This is a genomic window from Pirellulales bacterium (assembly GCA_019636335.1).
Taxonomy (GTDB): Bacteria; Planctomycetota; Planctomycetia; order Pirellulales; family JAEUIK01; genus JAHBXR01.
In genome coordinates this window covers 1-13590 of sequence record JAHBXR010000048.1, presented here as the reverse complement: position 1 = coordinate 13590, position 13590 = coordinate 1, and the positions used below count along the sequence as shown (strand labels likewise).

The window sequence follows — 13590 nt, the reverse complement described above, 5'->3', positions numbered from 1 at the left end:
GTCCCTGATACCTTTTCTTCTCCACGACAGAAAAATAGATGACCCAATATATCCTCCTCATTCAAGGCAACCTCAAGAGCGATTCTACCCCGGAAGAATGGGAAACCTTCTTTACGGCCGCACACGAAAGTGGACTATTCAAAGGAGGCAGCGAGATCGGAAAAAGAATGGTGATTGGCGATGCGCAGTCAGCACAGCCAACGGACCATATTGTGGGCTACATGCGATTTGATTCCGACGATAAGCAGAAGATATTGGGTTTGCTTGAGAAGCATCCAACTGTCATCCACGGTGGATCCGTGGAATTGTGCGAGATGCCTAACTCTTGAGAATAGAAAAGGCTGCAGTGCTCTGAGTGCCACTGGCTCCGCCAGTGCTCGTTCGAGTCAACCGAAGCAGCGCGGCCAGCGTCTTCAGTACAACGTCGAATCCTGGCAGTCCGGGTGGTCGGGTTCTCAAGCAGGGCGAGCCTCGCTTGAAACCGCTGACCCAAACCCAAGAAACACTGGCAGAGCCAGTGGCCCCTAAAAGGGACCGGGTTATCAGCTACCGCTACGACACCTGCGACTGCCGCGTGAGCAAGGATGTCGGTTTTGCCGGGCAAATGCTTCTCGCTCGCAGGGCGAAATCGGCCTCAAACCCGTCTGGCATCGACCGTTCCGCATAGGTTACTCTAAAGGTCTGCCTGCGGTCCGGTCTCGGCTGGCCGCGGCGCGATAGAATTCATTACCCCCCACTCGTCGCGCGCGCAAGATGTTGTTGATCTCCGCCCCCCTAGCGACGAACGGGCGAAATACCGTCTCGCGAGAATATCCCCCCACATGGCCACCGACTCGAAGACATCGGCCCGTGAGGCCTGGGAAGCTGCACTTGCCAAGGCTCAAGAGCGCGACACAAGTCTGACCACCATCAGCGGTCGCGAGATCGAGCCACTCTACGCGCCGGCCGAGACGAGCGACGAGTACGAGTCGCAACTCGGTTATCCCGGGCAGTACCCGTTCACGCGCGGCGTGCATGCGAACATGTACCGCGGCCGTTTGTGGACGATGCGGCAATTCGCCGGCTTCGGCACGCCGGCCGAGACGAACCAGCGTTTCAAGTTCCTCCTCGAGCGAGGTCAGACTGGGCTGAGCACCGCGTTCGACCTGCCGACCCTGATGGGGCTCGACAGCGATCATGCCACATCGCGCGGCGAGGTGGGGCGGCTGGGCGTGGCGGTCGATACGATCGACGATTTCGAACGTCTGTTCCAGGGGATCGACCTGGGGGGCGTCTCGGTGTCGATGACGATCAACGCGCCGGCGGCGATCATCCTGGCATTCTTCCTCGTGGTGGCCGAGCGGCAGGGGGTGAGCTGGGATCGCATTCGTGGCACGCTGCAGAACGACATTCTGAAAGAGTATCACGCGCAGAACGAATACGTCTTTCCGCCGGCGCCGAGCGTAAAACTGGTGACCGATACGATCGAGTTCTGCACCCGCCACGTGCCGCAGTTCAACCCGGTGTCGATCAGCGGCTATCACATCCGCGAAGCGGGGGCCACGGCCGCCGAGGAGTTGGGCTTCACGCTGGCCGACGGATTCCACTACGTCGAACAAGGGATCGCACGCGGGCTGGCGGTGGATGACTTCGCCCCGCGTCTGAGTTTCTTCTTCAACGCGCACAGCGACTTCCTGGAGGAGATCGCCAAGTTCCGCGCCTCGCGGCGCATCTGGGCGCGGCACCTGCGCGAACGCTATGGCGCGGCGAGCCCACGCAGTTGGATGTTGCGTTTCCACGCGCAAACATCCGGCGTGAGTCTGCAGGCGCAGCAGCCCGAGGTCAACGTAATCCGCGTGGCCTACCAGGCGCTCGCCGCGGTGTTGGGGGGCTGCCAGTCGTTGCACACGAACAGCCGCGACGAAACCTTGTCGCTGCCGACCGAGGAAGCCGTGACGATCGCCCTGCGGACGCAGCAGGTGCTCGCCTTCGAGACGGGCGTCGTGAACTCGGCCGATCCGCTCGGGGGCAGCCACGCCGTCGAGAGCCTGACGGACGCCATCGAGGAAGAGGCCGAGCAGATCTTCCGCGAGATCGAGCGCCAGGGGGGCATGATCTCGTCGATCGAAAATGGCTATTTCCGCCGCCGGATCGCCGATAGCGCGTTCCTGTACCAGCGCGAAGTAGACGCCAGGCGCAAGTTGATCGTCGGCGTGAATGCCTTCACCGAGGGAGATCACACGACGGTGCCGACGCTCGAGATCGACGAGGCGATCGAGCACACGCAGTTGGCGAATCTTTCGCGGGTGAAGGCCGAGCGCGATCAGGCTGCCATGCAGCAGGCACTCGACGAGGTCCGCCGTGCGGCTGGGGCCAAGGAGAATCTCATGCCGGCCTTGCTCGACGCCGCCCGGGCGCGCGTGAGCGTCGGCGAAACGATGGCGGCCTTGGCCGAAGTGTTGGGACGCTACAATCCCGCCGTGTCCTCTTCCTAGTCATTTGTCCGAGCCGTCATGTCCACCGCCACGCGCAGCAGACCGATCCGTGTTGTCCTCGCCAAAGTCGGGCTCGACGGCCACGACCGCGGCGTGCAGGTGGTGGCGCGAGCGCTGCGCGACGCGGGCATGGAAGTGATCTACACCGGCCTGTGGCAGACGCCCGAGGAAGTCGTACGCGCGGTCGAGGACGAAGACGCCGATGTCCTGGGAATCAGCATTCTGTCGGGCGCGCATAAGACGCTCGTCCCCCTGTTGACTGAAGCGCTCCGCGCGAAGGGCCTCTCGCACGTCACCTTGATCCTGGGGGGGATCATTCCCGAGGGTGACATTCCCACGCTCGAACAACTGGGCGTCGCCAAGGTGTTTACCCCGGGGGCGTCGCTGACCGAGATCACCGAGTTTCTGTCGCAGGCCGCGCGGCGCTGACAGAGGCGCAACAGTCGGCGGGACAGACGGGCGGCCGCGCCGGCAGGTTGCCCACGACGCGTGGTTCCTTGCCCAACACGCGTTCTTCGACCAACTCGCGCACCAGCGTGGCGAATTTCGGGTGGCTGCCCGCGGTGGTTGCGCGAACCATGTTCAGGCCGAGCTTTTCGCAATGCGCGGCGGCAGCGGTATCGAGGTCGTACAACACCTCCATGTGATCGCTGAGGAAGCCGATCGGCACGATCACCACGTCCTGCCGTCCGGCTGCGTGCAGTTCGTCGAGGGCATCGATCACGTCGGGCTCGAGCCAGGGCTGCGTCGGCGGGCCGCTGCGACTCTGATACACCAGCCGATATGGCGAGCAGTCGACCGTCTCGGCCACCAAGCGACTGGCCTCGTTCAATTGCGCCACGTAGTCGCACGTGGCGGCCATCGAAGTCGGAATGCTATGCGCGGTAAAGAGCAGCATCGTCGCCGGGCAACGCTCGGCAGGCAGTCGTTCGAGGGCCGCGCGAACGTGATCGGTCATCGCCCCGATGAAGAGCGGGTGGTTGAAGAACGCGCGAATCTTGTCGACCCGCGGCGCGCCGGGGCCGACTTCTGTCCGTGCGCGCTCGATATCTTCCAAATATTGACGGCAGCCCGAGTAGGAACTGAACGACGACGTCACCAAGGCCAGCGCGCGCTGGACGCCGTCGCGTTGCATCTGGGCCAGCGTGTCGGTGAGCAGGGGGTGCCAGTTGCGATTGCCCCAGTAAATGGGGAGCCGCGGGCCATGCGTGGCCAGCTCGCGCTCGAGCGAAGCGATCAAGGTCCGATTTTGTTCGTTGATCGGACTGCGTCCGCCGAAGTGGTGGTAATGCTCCGCGACTTCCAACATCCGCTCGCGGGGCACCCGTTTGCCGCGCAGCACGTTTTCGAGAAACGGCAGCACGTCATCGGGACCTTCGGGGCCGCCGAACGACAGGATCAGAATCGCATCGTACTTCTCGCTCAAGCGTCACACTCCCTGGGGACTTGGCACGATTCAGCGTGGGCATTATTCGCACCGTTGCCGCCGATTTCAACGCGGGGCCGCCGCGGGACCTTGCTCGGCTGACCTTGACAGGGACCGGACGAAGGGTCACCCTCGACCGCGCACCCCGCGGAATGGTCGCACGCTATGGACGAACCCGCCACGAATCACGACACGCCGGCCGCGGACGAACTGCTGCGGCGCCGGTCGATTTCGGCCGCCGAACAGTGTCTGCGGCGGTGTGACCTCTGTCGCGGGCTCGACGCGGCCGAGATCCGCTCGCTGGCCGAGAATGTCCGCCTCGTACGTTTCTACGCGGGCGAGGTAGTTTGCCGCCAGCACGAGCACGGCAACTGCATGTACGTCGTCGTGCGGGGGCGCGTCCGCGTGTCGATCGAGGAGCCGAATCGCGAGTTTCGCCTGCTCGACCATCTGGGACGCGGCGAGCACTTTGGCGAGATGGCCATGCTCACCGCGCAGCCGCACATGGCCACCATCACCGCCGTGGTCGATACCGAGCTGCTCGAGCTCGACCTGGCCCATTTCGAGCGACTGCTGACGACGATCCCGGCCTTCGGCGCCAATCTGAGCCGCGCGCTGGGATTCCGGTTACAGCGGGTTACGGTCCGGCGACCGCGCCGCTGGCAGCCGACGATCGTGGGGCTGGTCAACACGTCGCCGCGCACACAGCAGTTGGTGAAGCCACTGGCACGATTGCTCGTCGGCACTGGTGGATCGGTCGAGATCCTGACCGATCGCGTCGAACGGTTGATGCCCGACGGGGGGTACCTCGTCGAACGCATTCCCGAGGGGCTCGACGTGCCGGCCAAAACTGCGGCGATTCGCGAGCGATTGGCGCACGTGGCCGAGCATCACGAGCGCGTCTTTCTCGATGTCACTTTCGGGGGTTATGGCGAACTGCTGGGCAAGGTGCTCGAACCGTGCGAACAGGTCTGGTGGCTCATCGAGTCGAGCTACGCCGAGGCGGCCTTCGATGCCCTGCGCAAGCTGCTCATGGAAGCTCCCGCACTGGCCGAGCGGATTCATCTCGTGTGGATCGAACGCGAGGAGGAGCGCTTCGCGCCGCTCGTGCCCGACGATATTCGCGTCGCCCCGGCCGATTTCAAAGTCGTCCTCTCCGCGAGCGGCGAGGCGACGACGCGCGCGCAACGCCACAGCCTGCTACGGTTGATTCGCTATCTGCGCGGGACGCGCGTCGGCCTGGCGCTCAGCGGCGGCGGAGCGCGCGGCATGGCTCACCTGGGGGTGTTGCGCGCCTTCGAACGCGAAGATATCTGTATCGATATGCTCGCCGGCACGAGCAGCGGTGCGCTGACCGGCATTTCTTACGCGGGTGGTTGGGAGGCCGAGTATGCCCTCGAGAACTTCCAACGCGTGCTGACGCCGCCGCGGCACTTTCGCATGATGCCCGGCGGTCGAAGCTGGTATTTGCTCTCCAAGTTTCGCACCGGCGCCTGGGACGCCATGTTGCGACCCTACGCGGGAGACGCGCGGATCGAACAGTTGCGCGTGCCGTTCTATGTGGTGGCGGTCGACCTGGTGAGTGGCAAACAGGTGATTCGCGAGCGGGGTGACGCGATCCATGCCGTGCTCGAAAGCATCAATCTGCCGATCATGTCGCATCCGATCCTGCGCGACGGTATGGCGCTGGTCGACGGAGGCGTGTTGAACAGCCTGCCGGCCGACATCCTGCCCGAGCGCGGGGCCGATCTCGTGATCGGAGTCGACGTGACCTGGAAGCTCGCGCCGCGATTTGGCGGCAATGTGCCGTCCACGCCCACGCATCGCATGCGCCGCCCTGGCATGATCGAGACCTTCTTGCGGCTGAGCGAGGTGCAGGACGCGGGGCTTGCGGCGCTGCGGGCGCATTATGTCGACCTGTTGATCACGCCCGACGCGTCTGCCTTCGAGTTCGGCGATTTCAGCCGCGCGCACGAACTGGCCAACGTCGGCGAAGCGGCCGCGGCCGAAGTGATGCCGCAGTTGAAGCAACTCATCGCGGATCTGGAATCACGCTAGCGAACCGCTTCCGCGCATTCGCCACCTGGCTGTGCGTGTGGCGATGGCACCGTAGCCGGCGATCCCCAAAATCGCGAGTACCAGCGACGAGGGCTCGGGGACCGTAACGGCGAACACGGTGCCATAACCCAGCGCTCCGCCCCCTGTCGTGCCATACAGCGTATTGCCGTGGGCCATCAAGGCCGACTGAGGGGCGCCGCCATCGTCACCTCCCTCGAAATGATGCACGATCTGATAATCGGAGCCGTCCAGACGCAGGGAAAACAACGTCCCCTTGTCGTCGATGCCCCCACGTCCGGTAGTACCGTAGAGTCTGTCTCCGATTCGCGTCATTCCGCCGAGAGGCCCAACGCCGTCGGCGCCGCCGAACGACTTGAGCGATTGAAAATCAGTTCCGTCGGTGTTGAGCGAGAAGATCGAACCCAAGTTCGAGGTGCCACCGGCGTAGGTCGTGCCGAAGAGCCGGTCGCCGACCAGGAGCATCGTTCCGCGCGGGTCTTTGCCGAGGACCTGCGAGGGGAAGCTGAAGATGACTTGAAAGTCGCTGCCGTCTGGATCGACGGCATAGATTTCTCCGTTGCCGGACGCGCCGCCACTGGCGATGCCAAACAGACGCTCTCCGACGACGGTCAGCCCGCCTGATCCTGGCGTACCATCGCCGGTTGTGAAGGGCCGCGTCACTTGGAAATTGGCACCCGAAGGATCAATGCCGAACAGGGCGCCCCGTCCGTTTGTCCCAAAGGCAGTCGTCGTTCCATAGAGTCGCGAGTCCAACGCGACGAGGCCCGGCCGGGGACTGCTCCCTTCGCTATTCAGAAACGAATGCAGCACTTGAAACGAACTCCCCGAGGTCGAGATGGAGAACACCGTGCCGGTCACGTTCGGGGTGTTGAATTCATTGGCGGCCGTGCCGTAGAGAGTTGAACCAATCAATACCAGGCTCGACTCGGGCTCGCTGCCTTGCGCCAGCCCGAACGAGTGAAGTGTCTGGTAGTTGGAGCCATTGAGATTCAGGGAATAGATCGCACCCAGGCCGTTGGCCCCGCCCAAGAATCCGGTGCCATACAGTTTTGTGCCGTCGGTGATGACGCCGCCATACGGCGTGCCAGCGCTCGTGGAGCCCGGGAAACGCCAGTCGAATTGATGGAGCGTTTGCAGCGGGCCGGCAGCGACGGGCACGCGGACGAAGAGCAGAAACGCAAGCGCATGCAGAAGCGCAAGAATTGCCGAACGCACGGGCGACCTCCCCTTTTGGCGATCCTGAAAGGATCGCGTTCCAGACACCCTGCCGACAAAAAGCTCAATCGGACGTGCCGTGGCGCGCCGACCACGGTTGGATTCTCTTCGTTCGAGGCCAGACAAGCAAGTTTTCTTTTCAACTTGCGCGCAATGGCGTCCGGGGAGTAGGGAGTTGGAGAAGGAGTGAGGCCGTTGGAAAACGACCGACAAGCGGCACCGAGTGGGGCCGGGCCGCCAAGGACGCGGCCCGAGCCGATAGCCAGACGAGTGCTACTCGAACGGACATGCGAGCAGCGTTGGCCGGAAACGCTCTCCTGCGCGTGGCTGAAAGCGTAAAAGTGACCCCGACGGGATTCGAACCCGTGTTGCAGGCGTGAAAGGCCTGTGTCCTAGACCTGGCTAGACGACGGGGCCAGCAGTCGTTGGTAACTCGGCGAGCAACCAAACCGCAGAGGCGTGTATAAACCGCCGCGCGTCGTAACGTCAAGTGCCACTAGAGAGAGTCCTCGACGTAGCACGAGGTTCGCACGCCCAGGGGGATGCGCGCAACGCGCGGAGTACACGTTGAGGCCATAGGGCAACCGCACGAAGAAACCGCCTGGTTCAATCGTTGATGTGCGGCGAAGAGGACGGAGAAGTGGTCGCAGGCAGGGAAAAAAGAGCGTCGATACTTCAAACTTCGCCTGAAGTATCCGCCTTTTCCGCCGGGCGAGCCGCGTCAGCGCCGTCGTTACGCCGAATGGCTTCATAGACTTCGCGACGATGCACGGGCACTTCCTTGGGAGCTTCCACTCCCAGGCGGACCTTGTCACCGCGAATCTCAACCACTACGATCGTAATGTCATTGTTGATGACAATACTCTCGTTCTTCTTGCGAGATAGGACCAACATCGCCTTTTCCTTCGCTCGTTTCCTACTGGGCGGGCATCCTGTGTCCTGATCGGCGATTCGGCGATTTCGCGCCCTTGGGCGCGCCTCGTTAAGGGCTCTCCTCGAGCCCAGGCCAGCCAGGTGCGTAAGTTACGCAGTCACCCTTTACTCTACGTGGCCGTTGGGGTGAGTCAAGTTAATGACCTGCCAAGAAAGCCAATTTGGAACGTTTTTTTGTCCCATTTGGCATAGGATTCGTAGAGGGCCTGCCCCGCACCTACCCCCTCAAAGCCATTCGACTCACCCGGGCTTGAATCACAAAGTGTTTACCCGCAATCGTTTGTGGTCTGTATTTCAGTGCGGGCGATTGCCCCTCTGTCCGGCAAGCTATGGCTGTATCTAAAGGGCTGTGCCAGCCATAGCGGTTTGGCAGTTCATGCTGAATGCTCGGGGGTAACGACTACCTAGGGAGGGGATGCATGGCTGCCAATGGGGGTCGACCTAAACCATTGCAGCATGGTCGCTTATTGAGAAGGGCCCAGCGCTCGACGGCTGCATTACCCTGCAGAACGACGAAGCTGAGCATGAACGCTCAAGCAATCGGCCTGCTTTGCGGCGGGATCCATGCCCCCTTGCAAGGCTCAAGCCCCTGGCGCGGCCGGCGTTGCGACTTGGACACGTTGCGAAATCGCACCGGCGACGTCGTGCTAGCCGATCGTGGTTCGCTCGTGCTATCTGCTGTGCTGAACTCCAGGCTGGTGTGCAACGCAACGAGGCGAGCGGTGTGGCGCTCTTGGATGCGATCGCTCACGCTCCGCCGTCGAAGTGATTCGATTTACGCCAGGCAGGTTGCTCAGGGAGTAGAAGAGTGAAGTTTGAAAACACAGGCCTCTCCGTTCCGCTAGCAGCAGCGCCGCTTGCGGTGCATCGGTACCCGTCTATAATTTGACCGGACAAGGATCTCCGTGGTTCGCTTGCGGCGTTTGGGATGGCCGCGCGGCGCGGATTTGGCCGCTAGCCGCGCCCCCCGCGCGCCGGTTTGAAGGAAGTAGCATGTTGCAGTGGTTTCGCGACGTTCGCGACGCGGTGATGACCGTGGCGAGCGGTATGTGGGTAACGCTCCGCTACTGGTTGATCACCTACGATCCCGAGCGCCGTACGTTCACCCATCAATACGAGTATCCGGAGTTGCCGGTTCCGGTGGCGGCTCGATATCGGGGCTTCCACCGCTACGACTTGACCACGTGCATCGCCTGCGATCAGTGCGCCAAGGCCTGCCCGGTCGACTGCATTTACATCGGCAAAGAGCGCGTGCCGCAGGGCAAGGGCTTTCGCATCACGACGTTCACGATCGACTATTCGAAGTGCATGTTCTGCGCCTTGTGCGTGGAGCCTTGCCCGGTGGATTGCATCTTTATGGGAGCGACCCACGACCTGAGCTGCTACAGCCGGGACGGATGCATCGTCGACTTCTCGCGTCTGCCGGTCGAGGCGGCGTGGGGACGTGCCACGTTGAACCCAACCCTCGTGGCCGAGTCGAAGGTTATTGCGGAACCGGTTCACGGCGGCCCCAATCAGTGAGGCGCGATCGGACAGACGCGCAAGTAGCATGTCGGTCGAAGTTCCCAGCCACGCCAAGCTCTTCACGCTCGAAGAAGCGAATGCCACGCTCCCGTTGGTACGGGCCATCGTGACCGATCTGTCCCGCTTGTCGCGCGAGCTGGTCGATCGACGCGAGCGCCTTGCGCTGTTGCGTGGCTCGCGCGAGCTCGAGCCCGGCGACCCTTACAGTGCCGAGCTGGCCCAGATCGAAGACGAGCTGGAAAAGGACCGCGGCGAACTGCAGGGCTATATCGACGAACTGCGGCAGTTGGGGGTCGAACCCAAGAACGGAATCGAAGGGCTGGTCGACTTTCCCTGCCACATGGATGGCCGAGTCGTCTATCTCTGCTGGCGGCTGGGTGAGCCCGAGGTGCTCTACTGGCACGAATTAGACGCCGGATTTGCCGGGCGACAAACGCTCACGGCCGATAGCGTGGCCAGCGATTCTTCCTTGTCGGGCGAAACGGACGACGCACCGGCTTCCGACGGCGAAATCTAGCCGCACGCAGTCTGCCCCTGCTTCCCGGTTTTTTTCGCGCCGCTCGGTTGGCTGTCATTCGCAACGACGTTCGGATGCCGAGCTGTCGTGTGTCAGGCTTTTGCGGTCGAATCTCGCCGGCCGGTGACGTCGGACCGCGCTCGAGCACCCTTGCAAAGGGGCGCGTCGTTCCTAAAATGAACCGGCATTCGGGCTTTGGTCGAGCTGATGCCACGTGGTGCCAGTCTTGGATCGTGTCGCTCGAGCGCCTCTTACCGCACGCGCCGCCATGACACCGACGTCGATTGTCGCCTACCTTGCCTTGTTCACGACGGTAGGTCTGCTCTTCCTCTTCGTTCACTTGTGCATGGGGCATTTCCTGCGTCCCAAAGCGCCGAACAGGGAAAAGCTCGAGGTGTACGAATGCGGCGAGCCGACGATCGGCTCGAGCTTTGTGCAGTTCGACATTCGCTTTTACGTCGTGGCGTTGTTGTTCATCATCTTCGACGTGGAAGTCGCCTTCTTCTTTCCGTGGGCCACGGTGTTTGGCAAGGCCACGCACTTGATGGATCCGCACCTGCAGAATCAACCCGACGCCGTCTACAACTCGGCCGTGGCTGGCACGCTGCGCGAGTTGGGCGTGCCCAACGCCGTCGAGCAAGCTCCCTTCGACCCGAGCGAGATCACGGCCCTGGCCAGCCGGATCGCCTGGACGTCGTTGGCCGATATCCTCGTCTTCTTCGCCGTGTTGATGGTGGGCTTCGCCTACGTCTGGAAGCGCGGCGATCTCGACTGGGTGCGCGCCGTCAGTCACCAACGTGCCGAGCGTAGTCCGACGGGTCCGTCGCTGGTCGAAGAAGAAGAGCCGATGTTGGTCTGAGCTACGCGGCCCGTTCAACCTCTGTCCGAACGGCCTTCCGTGATTTCTGAGCAGACGAGTTTCTTACGCATTTCGGAGCGAGCATGAGTGGTCAGGCCTTTGTCGACCGCCTGAAGAAGAAGTTCGGGGCGAAGATTACCGGCGCCGAATTAGGGGGCGTCGATCCTTGGATCGAAATCGCGGCGGACGGCCTGCTCGAGATCTGCACGTATCTGCGCGACGAGCAGGATCTGCGGTTCGACATGTTGAACTGCATCACGTGCGTCGATTACTTCGAGCCCGATCCGAAGAAGGCCGCCAAGGTAACGTGGCAGCCCCACCTCGAGATGGTCTACCACCTGTGGAGCGTGCCGCACAAGCGCAGCCTGGTCCTCAAGGTGATGCTGCCGCGCTGGCGCGACGACGAGCCGGGGCAGTTGCCCGAGGTGCCCAGCGTGGCCGAGATCTGGCCCACCGCCGATTGGCACGAACGCGAGACGTACGATCTGTCGGGCATTCACTTCGTGGGGCACCCGAACCTGCGGCGCATCCTGTGCCCCGAGGATTGGCTGGGGCACCCGCTGCGCAAGGATTACGAGATGCCGCTCGAGTACCACGGTATTCGCGGTAAGTAAGGGTTTTCATTCGTTTGCATTGCCACGGCCGGGCGCCTGCTCCGGCGTCGCAGCCTGAAAGATAGATTCAGATGGCCACGAAGCTAGACGATCCCCGCATCATCGAGTTCGACGTTCGCACGGACGAGATGCTGGTGAACATGGGCCCGCAGCATCCCAGCACGCACGGCGTGTTGCGCGTGGTGTTGCGAACCGACGGCGAAGTCGTTTCCGAGGTCACGCCGCACATCGGCTATCTGCATCGCTGCGCGGAAAAGATCGGCGAGAATCTCACGCCGCGGCAGTGGATTCCCTACACCGACCGGATGGACTACCTGGCCGGCATGAACATGAATCTCGGCTGGGCCCTGACGGTCGAGAAGCTGATGAAGCTCGAGGTGCCCGAGAAGGGGCGCCACCTGCGCGTCATCATTGCCGAGTTGGGGCGCATCGCCAGCCACCTGGTGGGCATGGGCACGTACGGTCTCGACCTCGGCACGTTCAGCCCCTTTATGTACGGCTTCCGCGAACGCGAGAAGATTCTCGACCTGTTCGAAGAGGCCTGCGGCGCGCGGCTCACCTACAGCTACATCACCGTCGGCGGCGCCACGCACGATCTGCCGCGCGGCTGGTTGGCCAAGTGCGAGAAGTTTCTCGACGAGCTGCTGCCGGTGATCGACCATTGCCACGAGTTGCTCACGACGAACGCGATCTTCGTGCGGCGTGCCGCGAATATCGGCCTCCTTTCTCCTGAGATGGCGATCGCCTATGGCTGCACGGGCCCGGTGCTGCGCGGCAGCGGCGTCGACCAGGACCTGCGCCGCGACGGCGAAGAGTTCTACACGCAGATGTACGACGGCTACGCCTTCGAGGTGATCGTGCAGAAGGACGGTCACTATCCGAAGGACCACAATTACCCGGCCGTGCCGAACCTGGCGGTGCTAGGCGATTGCTGGCACCGGTTTTATGTCCGCATGCTCGAGGTGATGCAGTCGATCGATCTCGTGCGACAGGCGATCGACCGTTACAGCACGGCCGAGGGCTCGTACGGCGAGCCGGTCAAGCTGACCGAGAAGCTCCCCAAGGGAGAAAGCTATCTCGAGACGGAATGCCCGAAGGGGCAGATGGGCTTCTACCTGGTGAGCGATGGCACGCCCATACCGTGGCGCGTGCGAGCGCGGAGCAGTTGCTTCTCGAACCTGTGTGTCGTTCACGAGCTCTGCCGCGGCTGCCTGATCGCCGACGTGCCGGCAATCCTCGGCTCGCTCGACATCGTAATGGGCGAGATCGACCGCTAGGTTTTTCTCAGGGATCTGGAGTGCTCCCTATTCACCGCGAAGCGGCAGGATTACGTCTTCCAAGAGGCGGCGCCCGGTAGCGCGGAGCATTGCCGGCGAGACATTCATCCCGTTGAGCAATCCGACATCTGTTGTGACGCACGCCTCGTCGAAGGCGTTTTCATCCTCGAGCAATTCCTCCAAGCCGCTGCCTAGTGTCGCCATTAGACTGGCAAAGTCGAGCGGAAAACATTGCCGAATCGCGTCGCGCCATTCATCCTGCCAGCATTCGGTGTCCTCTCGGCCAGTCAATCTTGCCAGTGCGATCACTCGCCCCAGGTCCTTGGCGGAACGCAACTTGTCCTTGAAGTTTCCGGTCTGAATCCGCACGGTGCCTACCCTGGGATGGGAAAGCAGGTTGGCTGCCGCCATCAGGGAAGGTCGAGCATACTCGAGTCCCACCGTCGACGTGAGACGGTTGATCGACGCGATTCGCAGGAATCTAAAACTGGGCAAGCCATAATAGCCGTCGTCCAAGTGCACCGGGCGCCACTGCTTCTCATCGGCTTCACCAATCTCTGGTACATTCAAGAACTCGACGAAGTATTCCTGCGACTGTGGCGGATAGAATCGAATAGCCTTTAGCGTCTCGCTCGGTTCTTGCGCGGTGCATTTGTCAGTTCGACGCCATCC

13 protein-coding genes and 1 tRNA gene are annotated in these 13590 nt (G+C 62.4%); 9 read left to right on the top strand and 5 right to left on the bottom strand.

Going from position 1 to position 13590, the window contains the following annotated elements; translation table 11 throughout:
- Positions 1 to 38: 38 nt before the first annotated feature.
- From KF708_24630 to KF708_24620, 3 genes are all read left to right on the top strand, one after another.
- Positions 39 to 329, top strand: coding sequence for a hypothetical protein (locus KF708_24630; protein ID MBX3415890.1), 291 nt, complete (start codon positions 39 to 41; stop codon positions 327 to 329).
- A gap of 492 nt (positions 330 to 821) precedes the next feature.
- Positions 822 to 2474, top strand: coding sequence for a methylmalonyl-CoA mutase (locus tag KF708_24625; GenBank protein ID MBX3415889.1), 1653 nt, complete (start codon positions 822 to 824; stop codon positions 2472 to 2474).
- 18 nt (positions 2475 to 2492) lie between these two features.
- Positions 2493 to 2903, top strand: a complete 411-nt coding sequence (locus KF708_24620) for a cobalamin B12-binding domain-containing protein (GenBank protein ID MBX3415888.1) — start codon at positions 2493 to 2495, stop codon at positions 2901 to 2903.
- On the opposite strand, the gene KF708_24615 is transcribed toward KF708_24620, so the two are convergent.
- Positions 2869 to 3900 carry a ferrochelatase gene (locus KF708_24615; GenBank protein MBX3415887.1) on the bottom strand — a complete coding sequence of 344 codons (1032 nt, stop codon included), beginning with the start codon at positions 3898 to 3900 and terminating at the stop codon, positions 2869 to 2871. The genes KF708_24620 and KF708_24615 overlap by 35 nt on opposite strands.
- 165 nt (positions 3901 to 4065) lie before the next feature.
- Here KF708_24615 and KF708_24610 point away from each other — a divergent pair, with 165 nt between their 5' ends.
- Complete coding sequence (locus KF708_24610; GenBank protein ID MBX3415886.1) at positions 4066 to 5958, top strand: cyclic nucleotide-binding domain-containing protein; 1893 nt, start codon at positions 4066 to 4068, stop codon at positions 5956 to 5958.
- Here the strand turns inward: KF708_24610 and KF708_24605 are convergent.
- The 3 genes from KF708_24605 to csrA all read right to left on the bottom strand — a co-directional run bounded on the left by KF708_24605 (position 5950) and on the right by csrA (position 8088).
- Positions 5950 to 7407 carry a hypothetical protein gene (locus tag KF708_24605; protein ID MBX3415885.1) on the bottom strand — a complete coding sequence of 486 codons (1458 nt, stop codon included), beginning with the start codon at positions 7405 to 7407 and terminating at the stop codon, positions 5950 to 5952. The two genes, KF708_24610 and KF708_24605, sit on opposite strands and share 9 nt — an antisense overlap.
- A 129-nt stretch (positions 7408 to 7536) precedes the next feature.
- A tRNA-Glu gene (locus KF708_24600) sits at positions 7537 to 7611 on the bottom strand.
- Positions 7612 to 7869: 258 nt separating this feature from the next.
- Complete coding sequence (gene csrA, locus KF708_24595; GenBank protein MBX3415884.1) at positions 7870 to 8088, bottom strand: carbon storage regulator CsrA; 219 nt, start codon at positions 8086 to 8088, stop codon at positions 7870 to 7872.
- A gap of 1032 nt (positions 8089 to 9120) precedes the next feature.
- Between csrA and KF708_24590 the strand changes: the two genes are divergently transcribed.
- The 5 genes from KF708_24590 to KF708_24570 all read left to right on the top strand — a co-directional run bounded on the left by KF708_24590 (position 9121) and on the right by KF708_24570 (position 12918).
- Positions 9121 to 9648 (top strand): 4Fe-4S binding protein, encoded by a 528-nt coding sequence (locus KF708_24590; protein ID MBX3415883.1) that lies wholly within the window; start codon positions 9121 to 9123, stop codon positions 9646 to 9648.
- A gap of 28 nt (positions 9649 to 9676) precedes the next feature.
- Positions 9677 to 10168: a DUF2203 domain-containing protein gene (locus KF708_24585; GenBank protein MBX3415882.1), complete on the top strand. Its 492-nt coding sequence runs from the start codon at positions 9677 to 9679 to the stop codon at positions 10166 to 10168.
- A 268-nt stretch (positions 10169 to 10436) separates the two neighbouring features.
- Positions 10437 to 11027 (top strand): NADH-quinone oxidoreductase subunit A, encoded by a 591-nt coding sequence (locus KF708_24580; protein ID MBX3415881.1) that lies wholly within the window; start codon positions 10437 to 10439, stop codon positions 11025 to 11027.
- Positions 11028 to 11110: 83 nt separating this feature from the next.
- Entirely contained in the window at positions 11111 to 11641 is a 531-nt protein-coding gene (locus KF708_24575; GenBank protein ID MBX3415880.1) for an NADH-quinone oxidoreductase subunit C, read from the top strand.
- A 71-nt stretch (positions 11642 to 11712) separates the two neighbouring features.
- Complete coding sequence (locus tag KF708_24570; GenBank protein MBX3415879.1) at positions 11713 to 12918, top strand: NADH-quinone oxidoreductase subunit D; 1206 nt, start codon at positions 11713 to 11715, stop codon at positions 12916 to 12918.
- A gap of 27 nt (positions 12919 to 12945) precedes the next feature.
- Here the strand turns inward: KF708_24570 and KF708_24565 are convergent.
- On the bottom strand, positions 12946 to 13590 hold a 645-nt coding region (locus tag KF708_24565; GenBank protein MBX3415878.1), incomplete at its 5' end, for a hypothetical protein.

Coding starts and splice junctions, on each gene's coding strand:
- KF708_24630 (MBX3415890.1), top strand. CDS start 39: ATGACCCAATATATCCTCCTCATTCAAGGCAACCTCAAGAGCGATTCT.
- KF708_24625 (MBX3415889.1), top strand. CDS start 822: ATGGCCACCGACTCGAAGACATCGGCCCGTGAGGCCTGGGAAGCTGCA.
- KF708_24620 (MBX3415888.1), top strand. CDS start 2,493: ATGTCCACCGCCACGCGCAGCAGACCGATCCGTGTTGTCCTCGCCAAA.
- KF708_24610 (MBX3415886.1), top strand. CDS start 4,066: ATGGACGAACCCGCCACGAATCACGACACGCCGGCCGCGGACGAACTG.
- csrA (MBX3415884.1), bottom strand. CDS start 8,088: ATGTTGGTCCTATCTCGCAAGAAGAACGAGAGTATTGTCATCAACAAT.
- KF708_24590 (MBX3415883.1), top strand. CDS start 9,121: ATGTTGCAGTGGTTTCGCGACGTTCGCGACGCGGTGATGACCGTGGCG.
- KF708_24585 (MBX3415882.1), top strand. CDS start 9,677: ATGTCGGTCGAAGTTCCCAGCCACGCCAAGCTCTTCACGCTCGAAGAA.
- KF708_24580 (MBX3415881.1), top strand. CDS start 10,437: ATGACACCGACGTCGATTGTCGCCTACCTTGCCTTGTTCACGACGGTA.
- KF708_24575 (MBX3415880.1), top strand. CDS start 11,111: ATGAGTGGTCAGGCCTTTGTCGACCGCCTGAAGAAGAAGTTCGGGGCG.
- KF708_24570 (MBX3415879.1), top strand. CDS start 11,713: ATGGCCACGAAGCTAGACGATCCCCGCATCATCGAGTTCGACGTTCGC.